Genomic DNA, 17,519 nt, shown 5'->3' with positions numbered 1-17,519 from the left:
GGTCCGCGATTGCGGGGCGGGGACTGGACAGGCGGGCGGCACGCACCGGTGCGGCCGCCCGTTGGGTAAGGTCAGGGTGTTTCCGCCGACAGGGTGCGGTTCTTGCCGGCCAGCTTGGCGCGGTACATGGCGCCGTCGGCACGTTCGATCACGTCGGTGTCGCATTCGCCAAGGTGCCACTGTGCGACGCCGGCACTGAAGGTCACTACCAGCCGGTCCTGATTGGCGAGGAAGAAGTTCTTGGTCAGCTCGCGCTGCAGGCGCTGCACCAGTTCGATGGCTTCGCTGATGCCGGTATCCGGCAGCAGCACCACGAATTCCTCGCCGCCGAAGCGGGCGACGATGTCCGAGCTGCGCATTGAGCGATGCATCAGCTCGACCAGATACTTGAGCACATCGTCACCGGTCAGGTGGCCGTAACGGTCGTTCAGCTGCTTGAAGTTGTCGACATCGATCAGTGCCACCGACAACGGCTGACCACTGCGCTTGGCGCGGCTGATCTCGCGTTCGAAGTGTTCTTCCAGGCCGCGGCGGTTGTAGGCGCCGGTGAGCTGGTCTTCCTTGATCTTGGCACTGGCCGCTTCCAGCGCCTGCTCCAGTTCGCTGATGCGCTGCTGCGCGCTATGCACCTCGTTGCGTGCTGCCAGCAGTTCGCCATGCGATTCACTGAGGTTGGTCTGCATGTCGGCAGTATCGCTCAGCAATGACTGCAGGATGCTGTTCAACTGGTTGACGTCACGGGTGCTACGGATGTTTTCGCTGTGGCTGTGCAGGCGTTGCTGGAAATCGCCGGTGCTGTTGCTCATCAACGACAGCTTGTCGAGGAAGGTATCCAACAGTGCGCGCAGCGAGCTGGTGGCTTCGTCCAGCGAATGCTTCAGCTTGCCCTGTTTGTGGATCACTTCCTTGAGGCTGGCCTCCAGCTGATAGATGTGCTGGATCGAGATGTTGGGCTGCGCCAGGATCTGCTGCAGACCGCTGATCTGACCGACCAGGTAGCTGTCAGACTGGTTCAGCTCGGCAACATTCTGCAGCATCAGCTGCATCAGGTTGGACAGCCCGGTGACCAGCCGTTCGTCGTCCTGCGCCTGCAGTTCGAGGCGGATCAGGAAGCCGCGCAACTGCGGGAAGAAATTGTCGATATCGTGGCTGCTGCTGATGCTGGCCAGTGCAGTGCGGGTATCGCTGAAATGCTGCGACAGTTCCGGATAGTGCACCAGTCGCGGCTCGATGCCGAACTTGAGGGTGTAGTCGAAAATGTCCTTCCATACCTGGCTGCGGTCGCCATCGTTTGTCTCGTGGACAGGCGTAGCGACGGTGGTCTCGGTATTGTTGCGGGCGGTACCGGTTTCTTGTTCCTCGTCCTGGCCGGCGGCGGGCTGCAGCCAGCTTTTCACCAGGTTGTGCAGTTTTTCGTTGAGTTCGTCCGGGGTGTTGCCGAAGGACAGCAGCACCCGTTCCAGTGCTGCCTGCTTGTAGCTCTGGCTCAGGGCCGGGTTGCGTAGCTCCCAGGCCTTCATCAGGTCCTGCAGCAAACTGCCCCAGTTTTGTGTCAGCTGGCGGTTGCGGCTGTTGAGATCGGCCAGTTCCAGCGTCAGCTGCGGTACCAGTTCCCATTTTTCATCGTCGATGGCGCGACGCAGCTTGGCGATGGCGATCTTGGCGGAGGCGTCTTCTGCCGGCAGGCTCTCGTAGGCGCGCAGCAGCAGGTCTGCCAGTTTGTTGGTGCGGGCATCGACGGGGATGCCCATGATTTCGCTGTAAACGCGTTCGAAATTGTCGGGAGTCGGGAGGAGTTTGCGCTGCGTCAGCTGTTTCAGCGTCTCGCGCGCGGTGTCGATTGGATTGTGCGTCGTCATGGACCAGACCCTGGAGCTTTTATAAGCAGCCATTATGTTTTTGAGCCTGCAGTGAAGGTCAAAGCCGGTGCGGCTATGGAGTCTCCGAGGCTGTGCTATTGTCCAGCAACTGAAAAAACACCTCGTTGTTACGGATCATACCAAGTTCATTACGCGCCCGCTCTTCAATTGCGGCCGATCCTTGCTTCAGGTCGCGTACTTCCGCATCAAGTGCGGCGTTGCGGCCAACCAGGACTGCGTTGGCCGCACGTTGTTCCTCGACCTGGGAGTCGAGTTGCCAGACCCTGAGCCAGCTGCCCTTGCCTAGCCAGAGTGGCCATTGCAGGGCAGCGATCAGGACAATCAGCGTCAGGGTCAGCCAGCGCATTGCTTATTTCAGGTGGTAGAAGGCAGCACGGCCCGGGTACCAGGCGGCATCACCCAGTTCTTCTTCGATACGCAGCAGCTGGTTGTACTTGGCCATGCGATCGGAACGCGACAGCGAGCCGGTCTTGATCTGCATGCAGTTGGTGGCCACGGCCAGGTCGGCGATGGTGCTGTCTTCGGTTTCGCCGGAACGGTGGCTCATCACGCTGGTGTAGCGCGAGCGCTTGGCCAGGTCGACGGCCTTCAGCGTTTCCGACAGGGTACCGATCTGGTTTACCTTCACCAGCAGCGAGTTGGCGAGGCCGCCTTCAATGCCTTTGGCCAGGATCGCCGGGTTGGTGACGAACAGGTCGTCGCCGACCAGCTGCACGCGCTCGCCCAGACGCTCGGTCAGGATCTTCCAGCCGTCCCAGTCGTGCTCGCTCATGCCGTCCTCGATCGAGATGATCGGGTACTTGTTGGCCAGCGTTTCCAGGTAGTCGGTGAGCTGCTCGGAGGACAGTGACAGACCTTCGGCGGTCAGGTGGTACTTGCCGTCCTTGTAGAACTCGGAGGAGGCGCAGTCCAGTGCCAGCATCACGTCCTGGCCGGCAACGTAACCGGCGGCGTCGATGGCTTCCAGAATCAGCGTGATCGCTTCTTCGTGGCTGGTCAGGTTGGGCGCAAAGCCGCCTTCGTCGCCGACGGTGGTGGCGTAGCCCTTGCTGTCGCACAGCTTCTTCAGCGCGTGGAAGATCTCGGCGCCGCAGCGCAGTGCTTCGCGGAAGGTGGAGGCGCCGACCGGCAGGATCATGAATTCCTGGATGTCGAGGGTGTTGTTGGCGTGGGCGCCACCGTTGATTACGTTCATCATCGGTACTGGCAATGCCATCGGGCCGGCACCACCGAGGTAGCGGTACAGCGGCAGGCCGGCGTCTTCGGCGGCGGCGCGGGCCACGGCCATCGATACCGCCAGCATGGCGTTGGCGCCAAGGCGGGATTTGGTTTCGGTGCCGTCCAGCTCGATCAGGGTCTTGTCGATGAAGGCCTGGTCGGAAGCGTCGAGGCCGATGATGGCTTCGCAGATTTCGGTGTTGATGTTTTCAACGGCTTTCAGTACGCCCTTGCCGAGGTAGCGGCCTTTGTCGCCATCGCGCAGTTCCAGTGCTTCCTTCTCGCCGGTGGAGGCGCCGGACGGTACAGCAGCGCGGCCCATCACGCCGGAGTCCAGCAAGACGTCGGCTTCAACTGTCGGGTTGCCACGGGAATCGAGGATTTCGCGGGCAATCACGTCGATGATCGAACTCATGAATGTTTCCTTCAAGGGGTCTAGGTTAGTCAAACCGGAATACGGTGCGGCCAACCTTGCAACAGGTTGGCCGTGAAATCAACCTGTTACAGCGTTTGTTCGGCAAACGGCTGGCCCTTGACCAGCGCATCGATCTGCTTGAGCGTGTGCAGCAGCTCTTTCATGCGCGGCAGCGGCCAGGCGTTGGGGCCGTCGGACATGGCCTTGGCCGGGTCCGGATGGGTCTCCATGAACAGGCCGGCGATGCCGGTGGCCACCGCGGCACGCGCCAGTACCGGCACGAATTCGCGCTGGCCGCCGGAGCTGGTGCCCTGGCCGCCGGGCAGCTGTACCGAGTGGGTGGCGTCGTACACCACCGGGCAACCGGTCTCGCGCATGATCGCCAGCGAGCGCATGTCGGACACCAGGTTGTTGTAGCCGAAGGAGGCGCCGCGCTCGCAGGCCATGAAGCTGTCGGGGTCGAGGCCGGCTTCCAGCGCGGCTTCGCGTGCCTTGTCGATCACGTGCTTCATGTCACCCGGCGCCATGAACTGGCCCTTCTTGATGTTCACCGGCTTGCCGCACACGGCGACGGCGCGGATGAAGTCGGTCTGGCGCGCAAGGAAGGCCGGGGTCTGCAGCACGTCGACGACGGCGGCAACGTGCGGCACCTGTTCCTCGGTGTGCACGTCGGTCAGCACCGGCACGCCGATCTGGCGACGGACTTCGTCCAGGATGCGCAGGCCCTGTTCCATGCCGAAGCCGCGGAACGACTTGCCGGAGGAGCGGTTGGCCTTGTCGAAACTGGACTTGTAGATGAAGTTGATGCCCAGTTCGCTGGCGATTTCCTTCAGCTGACCGGCGGTGTCCAGCGCCATCTGTTCGCTCTCGATCACGCAGGGACCGGCGATCAGGAACAGCGGGTGGTCAAGACCGACTTCGAATCCGGCGAGTTTCATGGTGTGTGTCCTTCAGCTGGAAACAGGGTTGGCCGCAGTGCTGCGGCCAACCCTGGATGGCATCAAGCCTTGGCTGTATCAGCCTGGTAGGCGAGCGCCGCTTTGACGTAGGCGATGAACAGCGGGTGGCCGTCACGCGGGGTGGAAGTGAATTCCGGATGGAACTGGCAGGCGAAGAACCAGCGGTGGTTGCCCAGCTCGATGGTTTCCACCAGCTTTTCGTGGCCGGCGGACAGGCCGCTGATGGTGAGACCGGCGTCCGACAGGCGGCCAACGTAGTGGTTGTTGACTTCGTAGCGGTGACGGTGACGCTCGGTGATCTCGGTGCTGCCGTACACGCGTGCCGCCAGCGAACCGGCGGCCAGCTCGCACTGCTGGCTGCCCAGGCGCATGGTGCCGCCGAGGTTGGAGTTCTCGTCGCGGGTTTCGATCTTGCCGTCGTGGTTGACCCACTCGTCGATCAGTGCCACCACCGGGTAGTCGGTGTCGAGGTCGAACTCGGTGGAGTTGGCGCCAGCCATGCCGGCCACGTCACGGGCGTACTCGATCAGCGCGATCTGCATCCCCAGACAGATGCCGAGGTAAGGGATGTTGTTCTCGCGGGCGAATTTCACCGCCTTGATCTTGCCTTCCACGCCGCGCTTGCCGAAGCCGCCCGGGACCAGGATCGCGTCCATGTCCTTCAGCGATTCGGCGCCGTCACGCTCGATCTCTTCCGAGTCGACGTAGATGATGTTGACGTTGGTGCGGGTGTGCACGCCGGCGTGTTTCAGCGCCTCGGTCAGCGATTTGTACGATTCGGTCAGGTCGACATATTTGCCGACCATGGCGATGTTGACCGCGTGCTGCGGGTGCTCGATGGCGTCGATGATGCCGTTCCACACCGTCAGGTCCGCTTTCGGCAACTCCAGCTGCAGCTGTTCGGCGATGATGTCGTCGATACCCTGCGCGTGCAGCATGCCCGGTACCTTGTAGATCGAATCGGCGTCGTAGCAGCCGATCACCGCGTTCTCTTCCACGTTGCAGAACAGCGCGATCTTGCGCTTCTCGTCTTCCGGCAGCTCGCGGTCCATGCGGCACAGCAGGATGTCCGGCTGGATGCCGATTTCGCGCATCTCCTTCACCGAGTGCTGCGTCGGCTTGGTCTTGATCTCGCCGGCGGTGGCGATATAAGGCACGTAGGAGAGGTGCACGAACAGGGTGTTCTTGCGGCCGTGGTTGGAGCGCATCTGGCGGATCGCTTCCAGGAAGGGCAGCGATTCGATGTCGCCGACAGTGCCGCCGATTTCCACGATGGCCACGTCCACGTCACCGGCGCCTTCGCGTACTTTCAGCTTGATCTCGTCGGTAATGTGCGGAATCACCTGCACGGTGCCACCCAGGTAGTCGCCGCGGCGCTCCTTGGTGATCACCGATTCGTAGATCTGGCCGGTGGTGAAGTTGTTGCTTTTCTTCATCTTGGCTTTGATGAAGCGCTCGTAGTGACCCAGATCCAGGTCGGTTTCCGCACCGTCTTCGGTCACGAAGACTTCGCCGTGCTGGAACGGGCTCATGGTGCCCGGATCGACGTTGATGTAGGGGTCGAGCTTCAGCATGGTGACTTTAAGCCCGCGAGACTCAAGGATAGCGGCGATGGACGCAGCGGCGATGCCCTTGCCGAGGGAGGACACCACACCGCCGGTTACGAAGATGTACTTGGTCATGGGAATGCAACTCTGTTGGAATCTGTGATTTTAACCGAAAGCCGCACTTTTTTGAATGGGAAATGCTATGGCGGCCTGCTGTTTGTCTGTAACCGTTCGGCCGGTGTCGCATGTGGCGGATGGTGCATATTTCGTGATGCACGCGACAGTTCCCGTTGCTGTCCGTGTTGCATGACAATTAAAGCGTGCGCATGGCGGCGCCTTGTTGTATGATTGCGGATTCTTTTGGCCGCTCAAGCATGGCGGGTGATACTGTCGGGGTTACGGCAGGGCGCCGTCTTGTCGAATGGCTTCTTAATATGGTATAAGTTCATTTTTATACCGGCTTTTGGGAGTGATGAACCATGGCGCGTGTTTGCAAAGTCACCGGCAAGCGTCCGATGACCGGGAACAATGTGTCCCACGCCAATAACAAGACCAAGCGTCGTTTTCTGCCTAACCTGCAATATCGCAAGTTCTGGGTAGAGAGCGAAAATCGTTGGGTGCGTCTGCGTATTTCTAACGCAGCACTGCGTACCATCGATAAGGTAGGCATCGACGCCGTTCTGGCCGACCTGCGTGCTCGCGGCGAGCTGTAATTTTTCGACCGACGAAATCGACAATAAGGAATAGCCATGCGCGACAAGATCAAGCTGGAATCGACCGCAGGTACCGGTCATTTCTACACTACCACCAAGAACAAGCGTACGATGCCTGAGAAAATGGAGATCAAAAAGTTTGATCCCGTTGCTCGCAAGCATGTTCTGTACAAGGAAATCAAATTGAAGTAATTCAGTCTGGTTGTCTTGTTGAAAAAAGCCCTTTGATTCGTCAAAGGGCTTTTTGTTTGGTGTTTGCGCTTATCGAGCAGCAAGGACACGCTGCGGCCAGGGTTGGCCGCAGCGTGTTTTCATTTGCCGGGCAGGTCGATGCGCAGGCCGCGCGCCAGCGGCGACAGGCCCAGAGCGTAGCGCACCACCTCCTGTTTCAGCCTGCCGGGGCGGTTGGCCAGCTTCAGCGCCAGATTGCGCAGCAGGCGCAGCGGTGGGGCGCTGTTGCCAAAGCCGTAGCAGAAGGCATCCATCAGCCGCTGCATGGCGTGGTTGGGCAGCATGCGCTGGCGCTGGTAGCGCTGCAGCAGCGCCGGTGCCGCCGGGTCCTGCCCTTGGCGGAAGGCCTCGTGCAGCAGCGCGGACAATGCCTGCACATCCTGGAAGCCGAGGTTGACGCCCTGGCCGGCCAGCGGATGGATGGTGTGTACGGCGTCGCCGGCCAGCACCACGCGGCCGCGATGGTACTGCTGCGCGTGGCGGCGGGTGAGGGCAAAGCTGCCGCGGCTGACCAGCTGGCGCAATACCGGCAGCCGGGCGGGGAATTCGCGCTGGAAGGCGGCGATCAGCGCCGCTTCGCTGAGGGTTTCCAGCTCGCGTACCCGTGCCGGCTGGTGATACCACACCAGCGACGCGTAGTCGCCGGGTAGCGGCAGCAGCGACTGCAGGCCGTTGGCGGTGAAGCGCTGCCAGGTGATGTCGCGCTCGCCGCCCTCAATGGCGAAGGTGGCGACGAAGGCGTGCATCGGGTAGTCGTGGCTGTTGATGCCGATGCCGGTCAGCCGGCGCGCGGCGGACTGGGCGCCGTCGGCGGCGACCACCAGCCGGGCGGCAATCCGGCGACCGCTGCCCAGCGTCACCAGGCAGTGATCGGCCTGTTCGCTCAGCGATTGCAGCCGGTCGGGGCAGATCAGCTCGATATTGCCGTGCTGCGAGAGCGCCTGCTGGCAGGCCAGCTGCACGATGCGGTTCTCGATGATGTGGCCCAGTTCCGCCTCGCCCAGCCCGGCGGCGTCGAACAGCGTGCCTTCCTGCTCGTCGTTTTCCCATACCAGCATGCGCCGGTACGGCGTGCTGCGCATCGCCTCGATATGCGGCCAGGCGCCGATGGCGGCCAGCAGTTGCCGCGATGCCGGGCTGATGGCGGACACGCGCAGGTCCGGCGCGCTGGCCGGATCGAAGACGGCGGGGGGCTGTTGTTCTAGTACCACGATACGGCGGCCGCTGTCGGCCAGTGCCGCAGCCAGCGCCGCACCGACCATGCCGCCACCGACGATGAGCAGATCTGCTTGTTCAATCATGTGTAGCCTCTTGTCCTGAAGAAAAACGGGATTGTGGCGCCGCCTGTTGCGGCCAACCTTGGTCCTAATCAGATCCCGTCCAGCGCGGCCTGCAGCCGCGGAATGATGAAGGAGATAAAGGTCTGGTGCTTGCGCGGCATCGGCTGGTGATAGGCAAACACCAGGAACACCGGCCAGCCGGCGGCGCGCCACTGCGGCAGCACCGCGACGATATCGCCTTTTTCCAGCAGTGGCCTGGCCATGTAGCTGGGCAACAGCCCGATGCCGTGTCCGGCCTGGATGATGCTGGACACTACCGCGTACTGGTCCACTACCAGCGACGGACAGATATTGAGGGTGGTGCTGGTGTCGTCGCAGGCCAGCCGCCATTCGCTGCCCTGCTTGCCGTAGTAGGCGTTGCTGATCAGGCGGTGCTGGTGCAGCTGCTCGGTGCTGGCGGGGGCCGGGTGCTGCGCCAGATAGGCCGGGCTGGCGTACAGCGCCTCCCACACCAGCCCCACCGGGCGTGCCACCAGCCGGTCGTCATGGACATTGCGTGTGCGCAGGGTAAAATCCAGCCCCTCGCCGACCGGGTCCTGGATGCGGTTTTCCACGATCAGCTCGATGCGCAGCGCCGGGTACAGCGTGGTCATCTCTGCCAGCAGCGGCCCCAGCAGCTGTTGCGCGAGGCCGGCGGAGCAGCCGATGCGCAGCACGCCTTCCACGCTGTCGCGCGCCTGTTCGATGTCGTGACGCACGCTGTCCAGCAGTTCGCGCAGGCGGGTGGCGTGCGCGGCCAGGCGCTGCCCGCTTTCGGTGAGCGCCACGCGGCGGGTATTGCGCAGCACCAGCACGGTGCCCAGCTCCTGTTCCAGTTCCTTGATCAGCTGGCTGATGCGGCTCTTGGCGCAGTGCAGCGCCTCGGCGGCGGCGGTGAAACTGCCATGCCGGGCAAGGGCATCGAAAGCAAGCAGTGCGTCAGGAGAGAGGGTGGGTGTTGTTTTCATTGCAGAACAATCTGTTTAGCATTCCTTGGTATCCAGTAGTGTAACGCGGGATTAAGCTATCGTTCACCTCGCTGTCATGGTTTCGCAACCTGCGCGACGGTTGATGCACTCCAGTGTGACCTATGGCCGACCGCCCATGTCGGCCATTTTTTTTGCAGCCGTGCCGGCTGAGACGGAAAATCATGTTGCCTTATATTGCCTTGACCACGGCCATGCTGCTGTGGGCCAGCTCCTTCATTGCCCTGAAAACGGTGTTCCAGGTATTCGACCCGCTGTTCGTGCTGTTCTGCCGCATGGTGATCGCCACCGCGCTGTTGCTGCCGCTGATGGCGTGGCAGGGCACGCGCTGGCACTACCGCGCCGGCGACTGGAAGTGGATCCTGCTGCTCGGCCTGTGCGAGCCGTGCCTGTATTTCCTGTTCGAGGCGCAGGCGCTGCTATACACCAGCGCCTCGCAGGCCGGGCTGATCACCGCCACGCTGCCAGTGCTGGCCGCGCTCGGCGCGCTGCTGTTCCTGCGCGAGCGCCTTGGCCGGCGCGCCTGGTGCGGTATCGCCATCTCGCTGTCGGGTGTGGCGTGGCTGACGCTGACCAGCGAATCCTCGGCCGCGGCGCCCAACCCGCTGCTGGGCAACACGCTGGAGTTCCTCGCCATGGTCTGTGCCACCGGTTACGTGCTGATGGCAAAGAAGCTGTCCAGCCGCTATTCGGCGCTGGCGATCACCGCGATCCAGACGGTGATGGGCTGTGTCTGGTTCGGCATCAGCCTGCTGACGCCGTGGGCCAGCTGGCCGCAGGCGTTCCCGGCCGATGCGGTGTTCTGGGTGGTGTACCTCGGCGCCTTCATCACCCTTGGCGCCTACGGCCTGTACACCTGGTCGGTGTCCAAGGTGCCGGTGGCGATGGCGGCGGCCTTCATCAACCTGATTCCGGTGTTCACCCTGCTGCTGGCCGGCCTGCTGCTGGGCGAGCGCCTCAATGGCTGGCAATGGCTGGCCTGCCTGCTGGTGCTGGGCGGGGTGATGCTGAGCCAGAGCGGGAAGGCGGCCGATACTTGAGGGTGCCTCGAAAAACCCTGGTTTCCAAGCGAGACAAGGCGCGAACGATAAATTTCGACGCAGCATAGTGTGATATGTAAGGAGAAATTTTTCGTGAGCAACGCAGTGTCGCAACGAAAGCGGGAGTTTTTCGAGGTGCCCTTGAGTTTGCCCCCGCCGGGCGATAGTGTATTACCCTTGCACGTTGGCATTACTCACCGGTGAACCTTGATGACGCCTTATCTTCTTCCGGCACTTGCCGCCACTTGCTGCCTGTTGCTGCCGGCACTGGCCCACGCCCAGGCTGCACATGGCACACCTGTTGCCGAACCGGCCAAACATGCCGAACCGGCCAAACATGCCGAACCGGCCAAACATGCCGAACCGGCCAAACATGCCGAACCGGCCAAACATGCCGAGCCGGCCAAGCACGCCGAACCGGCCAAACATGCCGAGCCGGCCAAGCACGCCGCGACGTCCCATGAGGCGCTGCCGCCGTCGATGCGGCCGTTGTCGCCGCCGGTGCGGGTCAATCATCCGCCGCGACGCCTGCCGCAACAGGCCGTTCCCTATGCCAAACCGGCAGCGAAGCAGCATCGGACGCAAGCGCCGCGGCCAACGGCGCTTGCGGCATCGTTGCGTGCGGCCACGGCCCTTGGCAGCCGCCTGCTGCCGCATGACCGGCACCACGACAAGTCGCCGCGGCTGGCGGTGCTGGCCTGTGCCGACGGTGCGCCGCGCCACGGCGCGCAGGGCGCGCTGTACCTGGTGCAGAACCCCGGCAACCAGCTGCTGCTGGGCGAGGAGGGCGTCAGCCACGCGGTGCGCCAGCTGCATACGCCGCTGCTGCTGGTGCTGGCCAGTGCCGACTGCAAGGCGGTCAACACCGCGCGCGGCGATTTCTCGGCGCTGCCGCTGGCCGAGCAGCGCACGCTGCTGAGCATCAATGTCGACAAGGGCGGCACGCCGCTCTCGGCGCAGCTGGACAACCTCGACAACCAGGTCGAGGCGGCGGTGCTGCACTACGGCGGCGAGGTCGAGGCCGGCCGGCTGTCGGTGCTCGGCGCCTACTACGATGCCGCCGGCCAGCTGGGCCAGCGCGGCCAACTGGTGGTGACCAGTATCAACGGCGAGCGCGACAAGGCCGTCATCGCGCGCCTGCTGCGGCAACGGGCGGTGTTCAATGCCGCCACCGGCATCGGCACGCCACTGGCCGGCGCCGGTCACTGAGTCCTGCGGCGCCTGAGGCGATTGCGGCCAACCTTGGGCACAAGGTTGGCCGCAATGCCTTGTGGCGTAGCTCACGCCTGCAGTGACGGCGCGGCTGTACTACGCTACACAGCAACAGTCAGCCGAAAGTCCGCGCCATGTCCGCCTCTGCCCGCCGCATCCTGAAACGACGCCTCGCCCGCTATCGCCGCGACATCCTGCTGGCGCGGCAGCAGCTGAGCGCAGCCGACAATGGCGAGGCGCTGCACCGGCTGCGCATCGGCCTGCGCCAGTTGCGCAGCCTGCTGCGCGGCCTCAGTACCTTGCCGGGTGCGGCGCCGTTGCTGCGGCTGTCGGCACAGTTGCGGCAGCTGGCCTGCGCCGGCAATGACTGGCGCGACCGCGAGGTACGGCTGGCGCTGCTGCAACAGGCGGCCGGCGAGGCCGACAGCAAGGCCTTTGCGGCCTGGCGCCGGCGCGAGGTGATGGCGCTGCAGGCCGGGCGACTGGACTTGCAGCAGCAGGCGATGGTGCTGGACCAGCTGCTGCCGGCCTTGCGGCGCGCCTGCATTCCGCTGCTGGCGCGCCGCAACCGGCGTCTGCGGTGCACGCTGCGGCGGGCGCTGTTGCAGACGCGGCGCCGCTACCGCCGCGCGCGACGCGACTGGCAGCAGCAGCCGGACGATGCCCTGCTGGCGCACCGGCTGCGGCTGTTGGCCAAGCGGCTACGCTACCAGATCGAGGCCGGCGGCAAGCTGCTGGGCCGGCGCTGGCAGCGGCGGGCGCGACGTGCCCGCGACTGGCAGCAGCGGCTGGGCGATGAGCGCGACCGGCAGTTGCTGCTGCAGAGCATCGAGCATGATCGTATTCCGCTGCCGGCGGCGGCGCGGCGCTGGCTGGAGCAGGGCGCGAGCGTCCATCCTGCTGGTCTGCCGCCGGCGGCCGGCTCGTGCTGAGCTGCCCTGGCATGCTTGCGGCCAACCTTGTCGCGGCCGGCACCCGGCCTGCCGTTCACTCGCTTTTTTTGGCACGCGGCTTGTGCGGCGCAGTGGTCGGCAGCCCTTGCTGGATGCGGTGCAGGCGGCGGCGGATGTCGTCGGTATCGAGCCAGATGTCCTCGCCGCGGAAGATGCGCTCCAGCTCCTCCGCGCTGAGAAAGGGCATGCACACGTGGCGCATCACCTTCTCGAACCACTTGCCGCTGGCCATCACCTGCGCCTGCTGCTCGTTGCCCTTGCCGATCAGCGCCGACGAGTAGTTGTGGAACATCAGCTGGCAGGTGTCGTGCACGATCAGCTCGTCGCCGGCGAGGAAGATCAGCGCGCCCATCGAGTAGGCGCGCGCCTCCAGGATGGTGATCACATGCGCCGGGCTGGCGGCGATGTTGTTGATGATCTGCAGCCCGGTATCGAAATTGCCGCCCTGGGTGTTCAGGTGCAGGAAAATGATGTCGGATTCGCTGGTGCTGCGCAGCGTGTACAGCAGGTCGGTGTAGTGGATGGGCGCGCCGATCTCGCCGGACAGGTAGAACGAGATCTGGCGGATCACGCCCTGGGTTTCGTAACGGCGGAACAGCGGCACCTTCCTGTCGTCTTCGTCTTCATCTTCCTGTGCGGCGCCTTGAATGATGTATGAATGGTGCATCGTGACTCCTCACTGGTGCCGGGGAACGGCCTGAGAACCTGTTCAAGTTCTTATCTGGATAGTAGCCGGCGGCTTGTGCTTTTGTTGGCGCGTTGCCGGGGGGGCGGGATGTGCCGGCATGATGGTTGCGGCCAACCTTGCGGCATGCCGGGGCGCCGATTGGCGAATCCGCAGGCATGCAGTAAGCTGAACCATGTTGCCAGCATGGCGGATGAGGAACGGGATGAAACAGACACTGCGACGCGGGCTTGGCGTGCTGCTGGCGATGGCGTGGCCGTGGCCGGTGATGGCGCAGCAGCCGGTCGCGCTGCACTACTACGAACGGCCACCGTTCATGGTGCGGCAAGGCGATGGCAGTGCCGTCGGGCTGACTGCCGATCGCGCACGGCATGCCATGGTTCGTGCCGGTATCCCCTTCCGCTGGGTATTGACGCCGGCCAAGCGCCAGCTCGGGCTGTTGCGTGCCAATCGCGGCCACGATTGCGCTGTCGGCTGGTTCCGTACCCCGCAGCGGCAGGCCTATGCGCTGTACAGCCGCGCCATCTACCAGGATCGCGGCGTGGTGCTGATCGCGCGCAGCCAGTTCCGGCTGCCGGCCGGCAGCACGCTGGAGCAGGTACTGGCCGATGAGCGTCTGCACCTGCTGTACAAGGACGGGCTGACCTATGGCAGCTATGTGCAGAGCAAGCTGCGCATGGCCAGGGCCGATATCAACTACACCGCCATGGAGCAGCCGCAGCTGCTGCGCATGGTGGCGGCCGGCCGCGCCGATGCCATGTTCGCCACCCGCGAAGAGGCGGAGATGCTGCTCACCAGCGGTGAAACCGGTCATGGTGCGCTGCGATTGCTGGCGTTTCCGGATGTCGGCGCCGGCGATACGCGCCACATCCTGTGCAGCCGCCGCGTCGGCGATGCGCTGATGCAGCGGCTGGATGCCGCCATCGCTACCGAGATCCGGNCAATTTTCCCCGCAACGGTTGCTGCCGCGCCGGCTGGTGGTGCGGCTACATGTCCAGCCGGGTAATACGGGTGCCTTCCAGCGTCAGGTTGGCCATCAGTCCGGCATTGGTCAGCACGAAACCGATTACCGGCTGTGTTGCGGTGTTGAGGTCGATCTCGCCGTTGGCGCCGATATTGAGCAGCGCGACAGAGGCGTCGGCACCCACAGTCCAGCCGCTGCCGCTGCGGAATTTGCCGAGCGCATCCTGGGTCATGAACAGGAAGATTACCGCCTTGGATTGCGCGCCGATCTGCCAGCCGAAGGAGCCGCTGACGGTCTGGTAGTAGCCGGCGGGCTGGCCTTCCATGCGCAGCGCGCCCCTGCCGTACTCGGCGCCCACCACCAGCCCGGCGGCGATCACCGACGGGAATACCAGCACGCCCTTGGCCTTGGCCACCAGCTCCTGCGAGCCGCGCACATTGCCGTACAGCCTGGCCAGGGTGCGGTCATAGGCGCTGTCGATCTCGCGTTTTTCGCTGGCGATGCCGGCGGTGTCGCGCCCCGGCTGCGTGGTGGTGAAATGGCCGCCGCCGGTGGTGGTGCAGCCGGCCAGTAGCGACAGGACGATGCCGAGTGCGAGGCCTGTTTTGCGAACTTGCATGATGTTCTCCTGATGGCCTGCCGCCCGGTTTGCGGCAGTACGGGCTATTGCCGTGCCGGGCCGGGTAACAGGATTGCGGCCGGCAGAGGAGCCGCCGCGCTGTCGTTTCCTTTCGTTGTTATAGGTGATGGTGGCGACCGATATGCGGCTGATTCGGCAAGCAGGGCTGCGGGACATTGCCTGGTATTTCATGTCGGGCCGAGCCTTGGGCGGTTGATGCCCGTTTGGTCGCGGCGGCCGGTTTCACCCGGAGGCGGGCATGGAAAACGGCCCGCCGCAGGATGATTCCCTGCCGAGGCCGTTTGAGGGTGCGATGCAGGCAGGTGGCTACCGGCATCCCTTGTAGCGGTGTGGCACCTGTTCACGATCTGCCGTCCCCTGGCGGTCCTGTGCCGGAACCGGCCGGAAAATGCCGGTTGACACGACGCCGGCCGTATTTCCTGGCCAATGCCGTTTTGCCGGGCCTGGGCTTGCGAGATCGTGAGCGGGTTCCTAGCGCACGACAGGCTTGTAGCGGATGCGCTTGGGTTTGGCGCCTTCTTCGCCGAGGCGTTTCTTCTTGTCGGCCTCGTACTCCTGGTAGTTGCCGTCGAAGAAGGTCCACTGCGATTCGCCTTCCGCCGCCAGGATGTGGGTGGCGATACGGTCGAGGAACCAGCGGTCGTGGGAGATCACGAACACGGTGCCGGCGAATTCCAGCAGCGCGTCTTCCAGTGCGCGCAGGGTTTCCACGTCCAGGTCGTTGGACGGTTCGTCCAGTAGCAGCACGTTGCCGCCCTTGAGCAGGGTCTTGGCCAGGTGCAGGCGGCCGCGTTCGCCACCGGACAGCATGCCGACCTTCTTCTGCTGGTCGCCGCCCTTGAAGTTGAAGCGGCCCAGATAGGCGCGGCTGGACATCTCGAAGCGGCCAACGTTGAGGATGTCGAGACCGCCGGAGACGTCGTCGAACACCGTCTTGTCGCCTTCCAGCGTGTCGCGGTGCTGCTCGACGAAGGCCATCTGCACGGTCTGGCCGATTTTCACCGTGCCGCTGTCCGGCTGTTCCTTGCCGGCGATCATCTTGAACAGCGTCGACTTACCGGCGCCGTTGGGGCCGATGATGCCGACGATGGCGCCCGGCGGCGCCTTGAACGACAGATTGTCGATCAGCAGGCGGTCGCCGAAGCCTTTCGACACACCGTCGAATTCGATCACTTCGTTGCCGAGGCGTTCGGCGACAGGAATGAAGATTTCCTGGGTCTCGTTGCGCTTCTGGTGTTCGAAGCTGGACAACTCCTCAAAGCGGGCCAGACGTGCCTTGGATTTCGCCTGACGGCCTTTCTGGTTTTGGCGTACCCACTCCAGTTCCTGCTTCATCGCCTTCATGCGCGCGCCTTCCTGCTTGCTTTCCAGCTCCAGGCGCGCTTCCTTCTGCTCCAGCCAGCTGGAGTAGTTGCCTTTCCACGGGATGCCTTCGCCGCGGTCCAGCTCCAGGATCCATTCGGCGGCATTGTCGAGGAAGTAGCGGTCGTGGGTGACGGCGACCACGGTACCGGGGAAGCGCACCAGGAACTGCTCCAGCCATTCCACCGATTCGGCGTCGAGGTGGTTGGTCGGTTCGTCCAGCAGCAGCATGTCCGGCTGCGACAGCAGCAGCTTGCACAGTGCCACGCGGCGTTTTTCACCGCCGGACAGCGGGCCGATCTTGGCGTCCCACGGCGGCAGGCGCAGCGCGTCGGCGGCCAGCTCCAGCTGCAGCTGCACGTTGTCGCCGGCGCCGGCGGAGATGATGGCTTCCAGCTTGGCTTGTTCTTCGGCCAGCGCGTCGAAATCGGCGTCTTCTTCGGCGTAGGCGGCGTATACCTCTTCCAGCCGCTTCTGCGCGCCCATCACGTCGCCCATGCCGCTTTCCACTTCCTCGCGCACGGTCTTGTCAGGGTCGAGCTTTGGCTCCTGTTCCAGGTAGCCGATCTTGACGCCGGCCAGATGCTGCACCTCGCCGTCGTATTCCTTGTCGACACCGGCCATGATGCGCAGCACGGTGGATTTGCCGGCGCCGTTGAGGCCGAGCAGGCCGATCTTGGCGCCGGGGAAGAAGCTTAAAGAAATATCTTTAATGATCTGGCGTTTCGGGGGAACGATCTTGCTCACGCGGAGCATGGACATCACGTATTGAGCCATAGCTTGTGCTTGTATTCCTGCTGGATTGCGATAGGGAGATGAACCGGAGAAGTGTAGCAAATTCGGCGCATCCGTGCCGTGCGGCCAACGTTGGCCGCAGCGGGCTCAGAACAGCAGCGCCAGGATGAACACGCCGAGCATGGCGAAGGCGCAGGCGATCTTGGCGACGGTGCCGGCCAGAAAGCCGAGGAAGGTGGCGGCGCCGACGCGGCTGGCCTGCGGCAGGTTGCGGCGCACGATCAGTTCGCCGGTGATGGCGCCGAGCACCGGCCCGGCAATGGCGCCGACCAGGCCGAAGAACAGCCCGACCAGGCCACCGAGCAGCGCGCCGATCAGTGCCTCGCGGCTGGCGCCGCTTTTCCGGGCGCCGAGCAGGCTGGCGACGCTCTCGATCACCATGCCGGCCACGGCGAGCAGGACGATGGTGGTCAGCGGCCAGAAGCCGACGTGCACGAAGTTGCCGTTCCACGCCGCCAGCAGGAAGCCGGCGGCGAGCAGGCCGAGGCCGGGCAAGGCGGGGTAGATGGTGCCGGCAAGGCCGGCCAGTACCAGCAGGATGGACAGCAGATACCAGAGCAGGGACAGATCCATGGGGCTTCCGAAGGCAAAGGGAGACAG

The 17,519-nt window shown here is 64.0% G+C and carries 17 protein-coding genes; 6 read left to right on the top strand and 11 right to left on the bottom strand.

Annotated features, from left to right (window positions below):
- Window positions 1-71: 71 nt before the first annotated feature.
- From IE083_RS07005 to pyrG, 5 genes are all read right to left on the bottom strand, one after another.
- Complete coding sequence (locus IE083_RS07005) at window positions 72-1,859, bottom strand: GGDEF domain-containing protein (protein ID WP_189352899.1); 1,788 nt, start codon at window positions 1,857-1,859, stop codon at window positions 72-74.
- 73 nt (window positions 1,860-1,932) lie between these two features.
- Window positions 1,933-2,226 (bottom strand): cell division protein FtsB, encoded by a 294-nt coding sequence (ftsB, locus tag IE083_RS07000; protein WP_047967340.1) that lies wholly within the window; start codon window positions 2,224-2,226, stop codon window positions 1,933-1,935.
- 3 nt (window positions 2,227-2,229) lie between these two features.
- A complete protein-coding gene (gene eno, locus IE083_RS06995; RefSeq protein ID WP_189352898.1) occupies window positions 2,230-3,513 on the bottom strand; it encodes a phosphopyruvate hydratase in 1,284 nt (427 codons plus the stop codon).
- An 86-nt stretch (window positions 3,514-3,599) separates the two neighbouring features.
- Complete coding sequence (kdsA, locus tag IE083_RS06990; protein ID WP_189352897.1) at window positions 3,600-4,451, bottom strand: 3-deoxy-8-phosphooctulonate synthase; 852 nt, start codon at window positions 4,449-4,451, stop codon at window positions 3,600-3,602.
- 62 nt (window positions 4,452-4,513) lie between these two features.
- Complete coding sequence (gene pyrG, locus IE083_RS06985; RefSeq protein ID WP_189352896.1) at window positions 4,514-6,154, bottom strand: CTP synthase; 1,641 nt, start codon at window positions 6,152-6,154, stop codon at window positions 4,514-4,516.
- 344 nt (window positions 6,155-6,498) lie between these two features.
- Between pyrG and rpmB the strand changes: the two genes are divergently transcribed.
- Window positions 6,499-6,732, top strand: coding sequence for a 50S ribosomal protein L28 (gene rpmB, locus IE083_RS06980; protein ID WP_026107616.1), 234 nt, complete (start codon window positions 6,499-6,501; stop codon window positions 6,730-6,732).
- A 36-nt stretch (window positions 6,733-6,768) separates the two neighbouring features.
- Window positions 6,769-6,924: a 50S ribosomal protein L33 gene (gene rpmG / locus IE083_RS06975; protein WP_047967345.1), complete on the top strand. Its 156-nt coding sequence runs from the start codon at window positions 6,769-6,771 to the stop codon at window positions 6,922-6,924.
- Between the two features lie 119 nt (window positions 6,925-7,043).
- Here the strand turns inward: rpmG and IE083_RS06970 are convergent, their stop codons facing one another.
- Complete coding sequence (locus tag IE083_RS06970; protein ID WP_189352895.1) at window positions 7,044-8,264, bottom strand: FAD-dependent monooxygenase; 1,221 nt, start codon at window positions 8,262-8,264, stop codon at window positions 7,044-7,046.
- A gap of 68 nt (window positions 8,265-8,332) precedes the next feature.
- The gene (locus IE083_RS06965) at window positions 8,333-9,250 is read right to left on the bottom strand and encodes a LysR family transcriptional regulator (protein WP_189352894.1); all 918 of its coding nucleotides are present in this window, start codon (window positions 9,248-9,250) and stop codon (window positions 8,333-8,335) included.
- A gap of 182 nt (window positions 9,251-9,432) precedes the next feature.
- Here IE083_RS06965 and IE083_RS06960 point away from each other — a divergent pair, with 182 nt between their 5' ends.
- The 3 genes from IE083_RS06960 to IE083_RS06950 all read left to right on the top strand — a co-directional run bounded on the left by IE083_RS06960 (window position 9,433) and on the right by IE083_RS06950 (window position 12,452).
- Window positions 9,433-10,308 (top strand): DMT family transporter, encoded by an 876-nt coding sequence (locus tag IE083_RS06960; RefSeq protein WP_189352893.1) that lies wholly within the window; start codon window positions 9,433-9,435, stop codon window positions 10,306-10,308.
- A gap of 210 nt (window positions 10,309-10,518) precedes the next feature.
- On the top strand, window positions 10,519-11,517 hold the full coding sequence (locus IE083_RS06955; protein WP_189352892.1) for a hypothetical protein: 999 nt from the start codon (window positions 10,519-10,521) through the stop codon (window positions 11,515-11,517).
- A 137-nt stretch (window positions 11,518-11,654) separates the two neighbouring features.
- The gene (locus IE083_RS06950) at window positions 11,655-12,452 is read left to right on the top strand and encodes a CHAD domain-containing protein (RefSeq protein ID WP_189352891.1); all 798 of its coding nucleotides are present in this window, start codon (window positions 11,655-11,657) and stop codon (window positions 12,450-12,452) included.
- 55 nt (window positions 12,453-12,507) lie between these two features.
- Here the strand turns inward: IE083_RS06950 and IE083_RS06945 are convergent, their stop codons facing one another.
- A complete protein-coding gene (locus IE083_RS06945) occupies window positions 12,508-13,140 on the bottom strand; it encodes a Clp protease ClpP (protein ID WP_189352890.1) in 633 nt (210 codons plus the stop codon).
- A 193-nt stretch (window positions 13,141-13,333) separates the two neighbouring features.
- Between IE083_RS06945 and IE083_RS06940 the strand changes: the two genes are divergently transcribed.
- Entirely contained in the window at window positions 13,334-14,164 is an 831-nt protein-coding gene (locus tag IE083_RS06940) for a substrate-binding periplasmic protein (protein WP_444545825.1), read from the top strand.
- Here IE083_RS06940 and IE083_RS06935 read toward each other — a convergent pair.
- The 3 genes from IE083_RS06935 to IE083_RS06925 form a co-directional block, all read right to left on the bottom strand.
- Entirely contained in the window at window positions 14,145-14,741 is a 597-nt protein-coding gene (locus tag IE083_RS06935) for a BPSL1445 family SYLF domain-containing lipoprotein (protein ID WP_189352888.1), read from the bottom strand. The genes IE083_RS06940 and IE083_RS06935 overlap by 20 nt on opposite strands.
- Before the next feature lie 492 nt (window positions 14,742-15,233).
- Window positions 15,234-16,901 carry an energy-dependent translational throttle protein EttA gene (gene ettA, locus IE083_RS06930; protein WP_189352887.1) on the bottom strand — a complete coding sequence of 556 codons (1,668 nt, stop codon included), beginning with the start codon at window positions 16,899-16,901 and terminating at the stop codon, window positions 15,234-15,236.
- A gap of 105 nt (window positions 16,902-17,006) precedes the next feature.
- Window positions 17,007-17,492: a DUF456 domain-containing protein gene (locus IE083_RS06925; protein WP_189352886.1), complete on the bottom strand. Its 486-nt coding sequence runs from the start codon at window positions 17,490-17,492 to the stop codon at window positions 17,007-17,009.
- Window positions 17,493-17,519: the final 27 nt, after the last annotated feature.

The organism is Vogesella fluminis (assembly GCF_014652335.1).
In the GTDB taxonomy this organism is placed as follows: Bacteria; Pseudomonadota; Gammaproteobacteria; order Burkholderiales; family Chromobacteriaceae; genus Vogesella; species Vogesella fluminis.
Note: the sequence above shows the minus strand (reverse complement) of the source record. Positions and strands in the feature narration are given on the sequence as shown.